Raw genomic sequence first — 12,440 nt, forward strand, 5'->3', positions numbered from 1 at the left:
CGCACAGCCTATGGGCAGGACGTGCTCGGTCGCCACGGCGTCGTGGCGTGCAGAGAACTGCCGTCAGGCCACGTTCACGCCGAGCAGCGTGCCGAGAAGGTAGGTCACCCCCGCCGCGCCGAAGCCGATGAGCAGCTGCCGCAGCCCGCGGGACAGCGGCGAGGCGCCGGAGAGCAGTCCGACCAGTGCGCCGGTGCAGAGCAGCGCCAGGCCCACCAGCGTCAGCGAGACGACGACGGCGGCCGCGCCGGTCAGCCCGAGCAGGTAGGGCAGCACCGGGATCAGCGCTCCGGCGGCGAAGCAGCCGAAGCTGGACAGCGCCGCGGTCCAGGCGCTGCCGACGACGTCGTGCTCGTCCTGCTCGGGGTCCTCGTGCGGGTGGTGGGACAGCGACGGGTCGCAGTCGCAGTCGAAGAGCCCGAGCCGCTCCATGGCCCGGTGCTCGGCGTCCTCGCGGCTCATCCCGCGGGCCCGGTAGACCAGCACCAGCTCGTTCTGGTCCATGTCCAGATCCGGGGCCGCGCGCAACGTGGCCTGGGTCGGGCGGGTGGCGGCCAGCAGCTCCCGCTGGCTGCGCACTGAGACGAACTCGCCGGCGGCCATCGACAGCGCCCCGGCCAGCAGCCCAGCGACGCCGGTCAGCAGCACCACCGACGACGAGACTCCGGTGCCGCCCATGCCCATGATCAGCGCGAGATTGGAGACCAGCCCGTCGTTGGCTCCGAAGACCGCCGCGCGGAAGCCGCCGGAGAGCTTCTCCCGCCCGCGGGTGGCCAGCGCGCGGACGACCTCCTCATGGACGGCCTCGTCGGCGGCCATGCCGGCGGTGGCGTCGGCGTCGCCGGCGTAGGGGGAGTCGCTCTCCGCGCGCTGGGCCAGCGCCAGGATGAACACCGAGCCGAAGATCCGCGCCATCCAGCTCAGCAGCACCCGGTGCGCCGACGGCGACGGCAGCCGCTCAGCGTGCTCGCCGAGCAGCTCGCGCCAGTGGGATTGGTGGCGCTCCTCGGCACGGGCCAGCCCGAGCAGGATCTGCCGCTCCTCGCCGGACTTGCGGGACGCGAGGTCGGTGTAGAGCTTCCCCTCGGCGATCTCGTCGGACAGGTACTTCCGCCAGCGGCGGATCTGGCGCGGCGTCGGATCGGCGGCGGGCTGCTGCGGCGCGGCGGTATCGGCGGAGGCATCTGCGGCGCTGTTGGACGAGGCGGGCTGTGGCGCGGAGGCGTCGTCGGTGGTCACGTCTCGATTGTTCCCCCGATGGCGCCGGCGGCGAGGCCCGCTCCGGCACTGTGACGAACTTTCGGTATCCCTAAAGCTCGTGGAACACAGTCCTTCTCATATCAGCGGCGAGCATCGATCGAGTGCTGCCTTCCGGCCTGCCTGGGGGATTCTGGCCGTCCCTGCTCTCCGTAATTGTTGGAGAGTCAACATGCAGTCTCGCGGCGAGCTGCTTCTCATGATTCTCGTTGATCGCTGCAATGACAGTGAAGTACGGATGATTTGTGTCATAACGCCCGGTGGATGCGTGCTCTATAGGCCGACCCCGAAGGTTGAAAGGGTTGACATTCGAACATGACGTGTCTAATATCACACTTCAAGACCAATGGGCGTCGTGAAAGGCGGTTCTATGACCTGGCTGACATCTCCCGCACATGCACGCTGGTTGGAGGCTGAAGCGGACCGAATCTTCGAGTTCGGGCGCAATGCCCACGTTCCGACCGGTTTCGGCTGGTTGAGCAACAGTGGGGAGGTTCGGACGGACGTGCCGACTCAGCTCTGGATCACGAGTCGCATGGTGCATGTGTATTCTCTGGCCTCGCTCCTGGGCCGTCCCGGGGCGGGCGCTCTGGCCGACCACGGCATCGAGGCATTGCAGCGCGTCTTCTGGGACGCGCAACACGGAGGCTGGTATGCCTCGGTCACCGAGGGCGGGCCCCATGACCGCAGCAAGCCCGGCTATGCACACTTCTTCGTGCTGCTTGCCGCGGCCAGCGCGACGGCCGCGCGGCGTCCCGGTGGTGACGACCTCCTCCGTCAGGCGATCGCCATCATTGAGCGCTACTACTGGTCCGAAGGCGAGCAGGGGTGTCTCGACTCGTGGGACGAGAGCTTCTCGGAGACTGAGGCGTACCGCGGGGGCAATGTGAACATGCATGCGGTCGAGGCCTTCCTGGTCACCGCCGACGTCACCGGCGATCAAAAATGGCTTGACCGGGCCTTGGCGATCTCCCAGCGCGTCATCCATGACGTCGCGCGGAAGAACGAGTACCGCGTGGTGGAGCACTTCGACGAGAGCTGGCAGCCGCTCTTCGACTACAACCGGGACAACCCCGTCCATCGATTCCGGGCCTATGGGGGTACCCCGGGGCACTGGACGGAGTGGAGTCGACTTCTGCTGTCGCTTCGGGCCAGCCTGCTGGCACGGGGAGAGGAGGCGCCGGAATGGCTGGTGACGGATGCCCGGGGCGTCTTCGACGCCGCGATCAGGGATGCCTGGGAGCCGGATGGGAAGCCCGGATTCGTCTACACCGTGGACTGGAACGGGAAGCCTGTCGTACGTGAGCGCATTCGGTGGGTCGTGGTCGAAGCGATGGGCGGTGCCGCCGCTCTCCACCAGGTGACCGGGGAGTCCCGCTACGACGCGTGGTACCAGCGGTTCTGGGACTATGCCCGCACCTACCTCATGGACTTCGACGGAGGGTCCTGGCACCAGGAGCTGGATCCGGACAACAACGTCACGAGTGAAGTGTGGGACGGCAAACCTGACATCTACCACCTCATGCACTGCCTCGTAGTGCCGCGGCTGCCACTGGCTCCCGCTATGGCTCCTGCTCTGGCCGCAGGACTGCTGGATGGGAGGGACGACAATGGCCGAAGTTGAGCCCCCTCGTCTCGTGTTCGCCGGTGTCGCGACGGAGGATGCCTTGGCCGCTGTCGACCAGTACCCGGGGCCGGATGAACGGGTGCTGGCCCAGGACTTGTCGTTCGGCGGTGGAGGGCCGGCCGCGACGGCCGCTGTGGCCGCGGCGAGACTCGGCATGTCGGCGGCGATCGTCGCCTCGGTCGGCGACGACGCCGCCGGGGTGACGGTCCGGGAGCGCCTGGCCGACGAAGGCGTCGACGTCTCCGGCCTCCATGTCGTCGACGGAGCGCCGACGTCGCGCAGCATCGTGATCGTCAGCGGCCCGGAACGACAGCGGGCGATCATCAATCAGAAAGGCCCTGAGCTAGATCTGGAGCGCAACCCGAGGGGAAGGGAGCTTCTGGAGGGAGCGGACTGGGTGCACGTCGATCAGCACGGGTGGCGCGAAGTCGGGGAACATCTTCGGAGTCGCGCAATGGGCGGGGAGACGTCCCGCCCGGCCCTGTCCGTCGATGACGGCAATCCCATCCCAGGGCTAGTGCTTCGCGGTGTGGGACTGTATGCGCCCACCTTGATTCAGCTTCGGGAGCGATACGGAGATCAGCTGGGCATCGATCAGCTGATCCGGGCAGCACTGGATGAAGGTGCTGAACGCGTCGTGGTTACCGCGGGCGGGGAAGGGGCATACGCAGCGGACCGAGAGACGGACGTCGTTCACGTGAAATCCCCGCCCGTCGAGATTCGAAGCACGCTCGGCGCCGGAGACGTCTTTCACGGGGCTCTCCTCGCTGCATACACCCACGCCTCCCACGGTGCGATCGGGGCGGGCATCGCCGCCGTGGCCGCCTACGCGACGACAGTCGCCACCTTGTCATGTCGAGGGCTCGATGGAAGAAGCCGGATCCCGGACCACCATGAGGTGATTCGACACCTCGACGAGCAGTACATCTATTGAGAGGCCAGTATGACTACTTCCACGAATGAAGCCGTGAACTTCAGACTTGCACCGCTGCGACGAGAATCGGGCGGATTTGCGATGCTTGCCGTCGACCAGCGCGAGGCGCTGCGAAACATGCTCGGAGAGCATCGGGCAGGCCCCGTGTCAGACGCTGATCTGCAGGAGTTCAAGCTGACGGCCACACGCGCGCTCACCCCATTCGCCTCTGCGGTGCTGATCGATCGTCAATTCGCTCTCGACGCAGCGATCGAGCAGGGGGCCGTGGCGGACTCGTGCGGGTTGATCGCGTCGGCCGACCATTTCGAACCGGCCCATGGCGAACTCGTCGGCGAAGTCACGATCGATCACCAGATCGCCCCGGGATCTCTGCGGGAGAGGGGAGTGGTGGCTCTCAAGCTCCTCGTCCTCTACCGGCCGGACCAGCCCCCGTCCGCACGCATCGAGATGGTCCACGAGTTCCTCGCGATCTGTGGGGCAGCCGGAGTCGCAAGCATCGTCGAGCCGGTCTCACGAGCGCCTCTCGACGGGCGCGACTGGGATTGGAATGAGGGAGTGCTGGCAGCGGCGGAGGAACTCGGGTCTCTCGGAGCCGACCTCTACAAGGGTGAAGTCCCTTATCGCGGAGTCGCCTCGGAGGAGGAGCTGCGCTCAGCATACGCAGAGATGAACAGGAGCATCGATGGCGAATGGGTCGTGCTCTCCTCCGGGGTCGACCAGGAGACCTTCCCGCCGGCGGTTCGTATCGCCTGCGAGGAGGGTGCCTCGGGCTTCCTCGCCGGGCGAGCCGTGTGGGCGGCGTCTCTGCAGGCCGCCGACATTGAGCATGACCTGCAGGAGAACGCTACGTGGCGACTGGAACGTCTCGTCGATGTCGTGGATGCGACGGTCGGCTCCAGGTAGTCCGCAGAAGAGGCGGGTGCCGGCGCGACTTGAGGTCGGGCTGGGCACGAGCGACCCGATTAAGGGAGTGCGTGATGTATAGGAATGCCAGAGCTACGAGTATGGACAGGCGGGGGTTTCTCGGCGTGGCCGGGGCCTTCGGAGCGGCAGGGCTGATGTCTGCCTGCGCGGGCCCCGGGAGCACCAGTTCTGGTGCCGGAGGGTTCACGACTGACGATGTGGCCACGGGAGAGGTCTCCTTCGCCCATTGGCGAGGAGAGGACCGGAAGATCTTCAAGGAGTTGATCGCTGACTTCACGAAGGTCGAATCCGAGATTTCCGTAGCCCAGGACATCTCTCCCTCGGACGACTACGAAGCGCAGGCGCTCAGAAGGATGCGTAACGGGTCCGTCGGAGACGTCGCGCCAGCCTTCCGTGGAGCGCAGTTCGAGAGCTTCGTGGAGTCGGGCTTCTTCGTGGATCTTGAGCCTACGGACTTGACCTCCCGGTACAAGGCCGAGCTGATCACGGCGGGGAGCGCTGACGGCGTCCAGTACGGGTACCCATACCAGATCGTGTTCAACGACCCGATCGCGAACCTCGACATCCTAGAGAAAGCAGGGTATCCCGAACCTGCCGGGGACTGGGACTCCTACCTGGACATGCTCGACAAGATCCAGTCCCAGGGGGTTACACCGATCGCCATGCCCGGGGCGGATGCCGGCAATGCCGGGCAGCTCATCAACCCCATGATCATGAATCTCGGCCCGACAGAGGACATGTGCGCGAAGATCGAGTCTGGCGAATACAAACTCACCGATGACTGGTTCCTCGAGATGCTGAGGAAGTATGGCGAGCTGGGTGATTACGTGCAGCCGAATGCCTCCGGCACGGCTGCGGAGCCCGCACAGCAGATGTTTGCGACGGGCGAGGCCGCGATCCTGGCCACGGGCAGCTATCACATGGCCTCCGTGCGGTCGCTCGGGGCGGAATTCCCCATCGACATCGCTCCGCCCATCACGAGTGATCCTGGACAGGCCGTATACCTCGCCGCCTACAACGCGACCTTCATCCTGGGCATCAATTCGGCCTCTGAGGTGCAAGGCGCCGGGATCGCTTGGCTGGAGTATCTGAGCCGGCCCGAGGTTGCCGGCGCCTATGCCGACGGAACGGCGCAGTTCTCGCCGGTGAAGGGCGTCGAATATGAGAATCCTGATCTCGACCGTGTGTCCTCGTGGCTCGAGAAAGACATTCTCCTCGCCCCGCGATACCAGTTCACAGACCTCGACATGCGTGCCGCAGTGGAGGACTCGTGCTTGCAGGCCCTCACCGGCACCGAACCAGAGAAGGCAGCTGAAGATGCCCAGCACATCGTTGATCAGCGAATCGACTCCTGAAGCGGGCGAGTCCGAGGGGGCGTCGCCTGTCCTCGGAGCCCCACGCGCGCGGAAGGTGATGAAGGACAGGCGCCGGAGATCGTCTCGGCGTACACCGTGGGCATACTTCGTTTTTCCGCTGCCGGCATTCGTCCTGTATGTCGTCTTCTTCGTGATTCCGACGCTGCAGACCGTGCAGTATTCGATCACGAACTGGGACGGCTACAGCGCGAACTATGATCTTGTCGGTCTCGACAACTTCGCGCGAGCTGTCACAGGCGATGCTCTGTTCACGAACGCCTTCGTGAACAACATGAAGTTCATGATGGTGGTGGTCGTCGGTCAGACCGTGTTGGCACTGATCCTGTCGGTCCTGCTCGTGAGAAATACGAAGACGACGATCTTCCTCCGGGCGCTCTACTTCTTCCCGACCATCTTGTCATCGGTCTCAGTGGGGTTCATCTGGAAGTTCGTCTACGATCCGAACTTCGGCGTGATCAACGGCCTGCTCGGCCGGCTCGGCCTGTCTGAAGCCCAGTCATCGTTCCTCGGAAATGATGACCAGGCGATCTATTGGCTGTCCATCACGCAGATCTGGTTCCACGCCGGGATGATGGTCGTGATCTTCGTCGCCGGGCTCCAGGCAATCCCGGCCGAGCTGTACGAATCCGCGGAGGTCGACGGGGCCAGCAGATGGCAGCAATTCTGGTCGATCACATGGCCGCTGATCGCTCCTGCGATGTCGATCGTTGTCGCATACACGACGATCCAGTCGTTCAAAGCGTTCGATCTGGTCCTGAGCATCTCGGGAAATCCGCCCAGTTCCTCCCTCGACATCCTGTCGACGCGCATCTATTCGTCCTTCGCTAACTCTGAGATGGGATACGCGGCGACAGAATCAGTGCTGTTCATCGCAGCCATCGTTGCCATCACATTCGCGCTCAGGCGGTTCCTGCGCCTGGTGCAGAGGGGAGAGTCATGACGGGAAAGGTGCTGGGCTTCGGTATCCGAAGCATCTACGCGGTCCTCATCGTCATCCCGCTCCTGGTCGTCCTGTTTGGCAGCTTCAAGACGACCTCGGAGATCTTCAAGAGCCCCTTCGCCCCACCCGCGTCGCCCAGTCTGGCGAACTATGCGGAGGCTTTCAGCGGAGGGAGCCTCATCGGGGCGTTCGCCAACAGTGCCATGATCACGACCACGTCCGTGTTCCTGACCTTGTTCCTGGGGTCGATGGCGGCCTATGGCCTCTCCCGGATTCCAGGCTGGCGGGGCTGGCTGCTCTTCGGGTTCATCGTGATCGGAATGTCGGTCCCCGTCCAGGCCAACATGATTCCTCAGTATGTGTTGTTCGGGAGTCTGGGGTTGCTCGACACCCAATTAGGGCTGATCATCATCAATATTGTGGTGACGCTCCCGGTATCCGTGTTCATCATGGGCGGGTTCATGCGTACCCTCCCGGCGGAGCTCTTCGAGGCTGCCGAGGTGGACGGGGCAGGTCCCTGGCGGAACTACTACCAGATCGCCCTTCCCCTTTCGGCGCCGTCGATCGCCGCGACCGCGACGTTCCTATTCGTGATGCATTGGAACGATCTGCTGTATCCGCTGCTCTTCATCTCGTCGGAGGAGAAGATGACTCTCCCCCTGGCGCTGCTTCGTTTCCAGGGTGAGTACATGACGAACTATCCGCTCCTCTTCGCCGGAGTGGTGCTGACATCGATCCCCGTCGTCGTGGCCTATGTGTTCCTCCAGAGATTCTTCGTCGCCGGAATCACCGGCGGAGCCGTGAAGGGGTGAGCTGATGAGTACACATCGCAGAGAGGCGGAGGCCAAAATGCTTCGCCATGTCGAGCGGGTCACGGCGACCGCCGAAGCAGTCTGGGTTGATGTCCAGGCTGTCTCGGCGACCACACTGGGAGCGATGCCTGGATGGCTCACGGGTGAGCCCTTCGAGGACCAGGGTGTCGAGACGACCATGCCGAATCTCCCGGAGGACATCACTGTGCCTCCCCTGGATCCTGAGGAATGGCGGCTCAAGATCTCGGTCCACGGACCCCGCACCGTGAGGCTGGTCGCGGCTCCCCGAGGAAGCCGCGTCTTCGAAGAGAAAGCCGGGTGGCTCGGCATCGTCACGGACGAATCGTACGAGTCCTACCAGGTGCATGAGGCCGATGACATCGTCGAGGTATCCGGTGAGTCGTTCAGCCTGACCGTCACCAAATATCCGTTTGCCCTGGTGGTCAAGAACACGGAGGGGCGAACGGTGGCCAGGACATCGGACCGGCTGCGTCAGGTGGCCGGTTTTCCGGTCGCGCCGCCGATCCTCCACGGGCAGCGAGGGTTGTCGTTGAACATGGAGCTCGCCGGCGATGAGAGTATCCTCGGTTTCGGTGAGATGTTCGGTCGGGTCGAGAAGAACGGGCAGCATCTCGAGCTTCGGACGGACGATGCCTTGGGAACGGGTACAGGGCTTTGTTACAAGCCGGTGCCGGTCTGGCATTCATCGGCCGGATACGGGGCGTTCATCAACACTGGAGCCGCCGTCACCGCTGATGTCGGACACCGCCAGCCCAGTGTGCTCGGGCTCGGTGTCGAAGACGAAGCGATCGACCTCTTCCTGTTCATCAGCGACGATCCGGCACAGCGGCTCGCTGACTACACGACGTTGACGGGGCCGTCCGTGGTGCCGCCTGTATGGGCGTTCGGATATTGGATGGGGCGGTGCCGCTATCACTCGCGGCGCGAGATGGTCGACGTCTCCGAGGGGCTGACAGCTCGGGGGATTCCCTGCGATGTACTGCACCTGGACCCGGATTGGCTCGTCGTCGACCGTCTCAACACGGACTTCATATGGAACGAGGAGCGCTTCGGGAGTCGGCATGAGTTCATCATGGATCTCTTTCAGTCCGGCCGACGGCTCTCCCTCTGGGAATTGCCCTATGTGGATCCTGCCTCGCCCGTGTATCCGGAGCTCGAGTCCCGCGGCTATCTCGTCCGGAGCTCCGCGGACGAGCCGGCCGCACTGGAAGGGACTCCGACGCCCGACGGGCGTTCCAGGGGGCTCATCGACTTCAGCAACCCGGATGCTCGTCGATGGTGGAAGGATCAGCATCGGGCGTTCCTCGATGACGGAGTGGCAGTCTTCAAGACAGATTTCGGCGAGGGATTCCCCCGAGAGGGAGTCGTGGCTGCGGATATCCCGTCCACACACCTCCACAATCTCTATCCGCTCTGGTACAACGCGGCTACCAGCGAGGCCATCGCGGAGCTGACCGATCGGGATCCGCTGGTCTGGGGGCGGTCCGGGTGGGCTGGTTCCCATCGGTACCCCGGGCAGTGGGGTGGAGACGCCGAATCGACGACGGCCGGAATGCGAGCGACGCTGCGCGGGGGCCTCTCCTATGCGCTTTCAGCGCCGGGATTCTGGAGCCACGACATCGGGGGGTTCTTCGGGCCGGAGCTCACCCCTGGGCTCTACGTGCGATGGACGCAGTTCGGAGCATTCTCCCCCCTCATGCGAGCACATGGCTTGAGACCTCGTGAGCCATGGGAATTCGGCGAGCAAGCTCTTCATGTGACGCGTGAGTGGATCCGGCGGCGTTACGAGATGCTTCCGTACCTCTGGCAGCAGGCTCACATGTCCGTGCGCGAAGGCCTGCCGATGATGCGTCCGTTGTACGTGGCGTTCCCCCAGGACCCGGTGGCACGCGTCGTCGACGACACCTTCATGCTCGGGCAGGAACTTCTCATCGTCCCGGTCTTCGACGATTCTGCCGAGCCGGTCTCGCGTACCTTCTACGTCCCGGACGGCGAGTGGCTCGACATGTTCACTGGAGAGCATTTCGCCGGGGGGCAGCACCATACGGTGCACCTGCCTCTCGATGCGATGCCGGTGCTCGTGCGTTCTGGCACCTCGATACCCGCACTCGAGATGCCGGACGGAGCATCGAACACCGATGACGTGCTGTACCAGCCCTGGCATCTGAGGGTGTTCGGAGGGCGCAACACCGTGCGGGGGGCCCGTCCCCGCGACCTGGTGGATTTCCATGGCGACCCGGTGGACACGAGGAGTCTCCCGGCGCGACACGTGTTCTGACCGCCGCGGGGCTCCGGCGCGCGTTCGGGCCCGTGGGGCAGGCAGGACTGATGAGGACAAGGAGTGACATGAACAGGATACTTCCGACGACGCTCATCGATGGTGAGTGGAGAGCACTTGACCAGCGCCGAGAGGTGAGGAATCCCGCGACGGGAAGCGTCGTGGGAACGGTCGGGTGGGGAGGTGAGAGCGAGGCGCGAGAGGCTGCGGACGCGGCGGAGCGCGCCTTTCGCGGATGGGCTGCACGAAGCGGTCGTGAGCGCGCCGATCTGCTGCTGCGGGCGGCGGAGATTCTCGACCAGCGTTCCGCGGAGACCGCCCAACTGCTCGCATCGGAAGCGGGAAAGCGTCTCCCGGAGGCGGCCGGCGAGATCAAGCTCTCGGGAGAGTATCTTCGCTGGTTCGCGGAGGAGGCCAGACGTCCGCTCGGCTCGGTCCACAGTCCCGAGGGTGATGGCAGGCGGCATATGACCACCCGCTCCCCATCTGGAGTGGTCGCGAGCCTGACATCGTGGAACTTCCCGGTATCTCTGCAGGCCCGGAAGATCGCACCCGCACTCGCCGCGGGATGCACTGTCGTCGCCAGAGTGTCCGAGAAGGCGCCGCTTGCCGCAACGGAGCTGATCCGGGCGCTTGATGAGGCCGGCCTTCCTTCCGGGGTGGTCAATATCGTGCATGGTCCAGGGCGACAGGTCACCCGAGAGCTCCTCAATCACCGAGCGGTGAGGGTGGTGACCTTCACCGGCTCGACTGCGGTCGGAAGCGACATCATGGCTCAGGCGGCTCCGCGCGTCGTGAGGCCCCTCCTGGAGCTCGGAGGGGACGCTCCCTTCATCGTGTTCGGAGATGCGGACGTGGATCATGCCGTCGACGCCGCCGTCGTCGCGAAGACGAGGAACTCCGGGCAGTCCTGCATCGGGGCCAACCGGTTCCTGGTCGAGGAGAGTATTCATGATGAGTTCGTCGCCAAGCTTGCGAGGCAGCTCGATGCCCTGCGGCTCGGCGATGGTTCGACGGAGCCCGTGGCGGATCTGGGACCCCTGATCGACGCCGAGGCCGTCTCAGGAGTCCAGGCGATGGCCGATGATGCCGTGGAACGCGGCGCCTACGAGGCGACCAAGCCGCGTGAGGTGCCTCAGACCGGTTCGTTCCTGCGACCAATGCTGTTCACCGATGTCCCCGACGATTCCCTGCTGGCAACGCAGGAAGTGTTCGGGCCGGTGGCTGGGGTGTTCCGTTTCACCGCCGAGGACGAAGCAATTGCGCGCGCAAATGCCACGGAGATGGGTCTCGCGGCCTATATCTTCACCGGCGAGGTGTCGACCGCGTGGCGAGTGGCGGATCGGCTCGACGCCGGGATCGTGGGGGTCAATGATCCTGTGCCGTCGGTAGCGTTCGCGCCGATGGGAGGCGTCAAGCAGTCGGGCATCGGACGCGAGGGCGGTCGCGTCGGGCTGGAGGAGTTCACGGAGCCGAAGTACCTTGCGTGGCGTCTCTGAGGGCGGGGAACTGGCACCATGAATGTGGAGGAGCTGCTTGCGCTGGCGGGGCTGGTCGGGGCCGTCCTCCTCGGCTCGGCATTGCAACGCACCACGGGCGTCGGTTTCGCCCTCGTCGCCGCACCGTTCTTGGTGGCGCTCTTGGGCCCCTTCAACGGGATCCTCGTGGTCAACCTGTTCGGTATGCTAACTGCCCTGCTGGTCTTCTTCCGGGTATTCCGCCGCGTCGAGTACAAGCGTGTCTTCTGGCTGCTGCTCCCTGCACTTGTTGCGACGATCCCCGGTGCGTGGGTGGCCGTCAACGTGCCGCCGGCCGAGCTCTCCGTCGTAGTCGGTGTACTCATCATCATTGCTCTGGCAGGGTCGTTCCTCATCCGGAGACGGACCTTCGCGAGTGGGAGGGGCGGAGCGCTGGCGGGCGGACTGGCGTCTGGGTTCATGAACGTCACCGCCGGAGTCGGAGGGCCAGCCATCACGGCCTATGCTGTAGCAAGCAGATGGCCGCAGCACCAATTCGCCGCCAGTGTGCAGCTCTATTTCTGCGTCTTGGGGGCAGGGTCCATGCTCGCCAAATTCTCCTTACCGACTCTCGACGCTCCCCAGTGGGCCGGGACGGCGGTCGGCCTCGTCGCTGGGATCATCGCGGGAGAGGTTCTCGGTAGGCGGGTGTCAGCCGTACTCGCTCGCCGAGTCGTCATCGGCCTCGCCTTCCTCGGCGCAATGATCGTCATGCTCCAGGGGCTCGTCGATCTTGCCGGCTCGTAGGGTGTGA

General features: G+C 64.7%; 10 protein-coding genes. 9 read left to right on the forward strand and 1 reads right to left on the reverse strand.

The genetic code is table 11. The annotated features are described in order from the left end of the window. Positions 1 to 63 precede the first annotated feature (63 nt). Positions 64 to 1,239, reverse strand: coding sequence for a VIT1/CCC1 transporter family protein (locus GCL72_RS00370; RefSeq protein ID WP_425486752.1), 1,176 nt, complete (start codon positions 1,237 to 1,239; stop codon positions 64 to 66). A gap of 388 nt (positions 1,240 to 1,627) precedes the next feature. On the opposite strand from GCL72_RS00370, the gene GCL72_RS00375 reads away from it, so the two are divergent. From GCL72_RS00375 to GCL72_RS00415, 9 genes are all read left to right on the forward strand, one after another. Further along, positions 1,628 to 2,881, forward strand: a complete 1,254-nt coding sequence (locus GCL72_RS00375; protein WP_153142726.1) for an AGE family epimerase/isomerase — start codon at positions 1,628 to 1,630, stop codon at positions 2,879 to 2,881. Beyond that, positions 2,868 to 3,818 (forward strand): carbohydrate kinase family protein, encoded by a 951-nt coding sequence (locus tag GCL72_RS00380; RefSeq protein WP_170289511.1) that lies wholly within the window; start codon positions 2,868 to 2,870, stop codon positions 3,816 to 3,818. Before GCL72_RS00375 ends, GCL72_RS00380 begins: the two co-directional genes overlap by 14 nt. Positions 3,819 to 3,899: 81 nt before the next feature. Then, positions 3,900 to 4,721, forward strand: a complete 822-nt coding sequence (locus GCL72_RS00385; protein WP_246160941.1) for an aldolase — start codon at positions 3,900 to 3,902, stop codon at positions 4,719 to 4,721. A 218-nt stretch (positions 4,722 to 4,939) separates the two neighbouring features. Next, positions 4,940 to 6,097, forward strand: coding sequence for an ABC transporter substrate-binding protein (locus GCL72_RS00390; RefSeq protein WP_246160942.1), 1,158 nt, complete (start codon positions 4,940 to 4,942; stop codon positions 6,095 to 6,097). After that, positions 6,060 to 7,058 carry a carbohydrate ABC transporter permease gene (locus GCL72_RS00395; protein ID WP_246160943.1) on the forward strand — a complete coding sequence of 333 codons (999 nt, stop codon included), beginning with the start codon at positions 6,060 to 6,062 and terminating at the stop codon, positions 7,056 to 7,058. Before GCL72_RS00390 ends, GCL72_RS00395 begins: the two co-directional genes overlap by 38 nt. Continuing rightward, on the forward strand, positions 7,055 to 7,870 hold the full coding sequence (locus GCL72_RS00400; protein ID WP_153142729.1) for a carbohydrate ABC transporter permease: 816 nt from the start codon (positions 7,055 to 7,057) through the stop codon (positions 7,868 to 7,870). Before GCL72_RS00395 ends, GCL72_RS00400 begins: the two co-directional genes overlap by 4 nt. Before the next feature lie 4 nt (positions 7,871 to 7,874). Further along, a complete protein-coding gene (locus GCL72_RS00405; RefSeq protein WP_153142730.1) occupies positions 7,875 to 10,169 on the forward strand; it encodes a glycoside hydrolase family 31 protein in 2,295 nt (764 codons plus the stop codon). A gap of 68 nt (positions 10,170 to 10,237) precedes the next feature. Further along, a complete protein-coding gene (locus GCL72_RS00410; RefSeq protein WP_153142731.1) occupies positions 10,238 to 11,668 on the forward strand; it encodes an NAD-dependent succinate-semialdehyde dehydrogenase in 1,431 nt (476 codons plus the stop codon). Between the two features lie 18 nt (positions 11,669 to 11,686). Beyond that, positions 11,687 to 12,433, forward strand: a complete 747-nt coding sequence (locus tag GCL72_RS00415; RefSeq protein WP_153142732.1) for a sulfite exporter TauE/SafE family protein — start codon at positions 11,687 to 11,689, stop codon at positions 12,431 to 12,433. The last annotated feature ends 7 nt before the right edge of the window (positions 12,434 to 12,440 follow it).

It is taken from the genome of Nesterenkonia halophila, from assembly GCF_009467795.1.
Lineage (GTDB): Bacteria > Actinomycetota > Actinomycetes > Actinomycetales > Micrococcaceae > Nesterenkonia > Nesterenkonia halobia.

Excerpts from the sequence above, each read along its gene's own strand:
- GCL72_RS00375 (WP_153142726.1), top strand. The coding sequence starts at position 1,628 with ATGACCTGGCTGACATCTCCCGCACATGCACGCTGGTTGGAGGCTGAA.
- GCL72_RS00380 (WP_170289511.1), top strand. The coding sequence starts at position 2,868 with ATGGCCGAAGTTGAGCCCCCTCGTCTCGTGTTCGCCGGTGTCGCGACG.
- GCL72_RS00385 (WP_246160941.1), top strand. The coding sequence starts at position 3,900 with ATGCTTGCCGTCGACCAGCGCGAGGCGCTGCGAAACATGCTCGGAGAG.
- GCL72_RS00395 (WP_246160943.1), top strand. The coding sequence starts at position 6,060 with ATGCCCAGCACATCGTTGATCAGCGAATCGACTCCTGAAGCGGGCGAG.
- GCL72_RS00400 (WP_153142729.1), top strand. The coding sequence starts at position 7,055 with ATGACGGGAAAGGTGCTGGGCTTCGGTATCCGAAGCATCTACGCGGTC.
- GCL72_RS00405 (WP_153142730.1), top strand. The coding sequence starts at position 7,875 with ATGAGTACACATCGCAGAGAGGCGGAGGCCAAAATGCTTCGCCATGTC.
- GCL72_RS00410 (WP_153142731.1), top strand. The coding sequence starts at position 10,238 with ATGAACAGGATACTTCCGACGACGCTCATCGATGGTGAGTGGAGAGCA.
- GCL72_RS00415 (WP_153142732.1), top strand. The coding sequence starts at position 11,687 with ATGAATGTGGAGGAGCTGCTTGCGCTGGCGGGGCTGGTCGGGGCCGTC.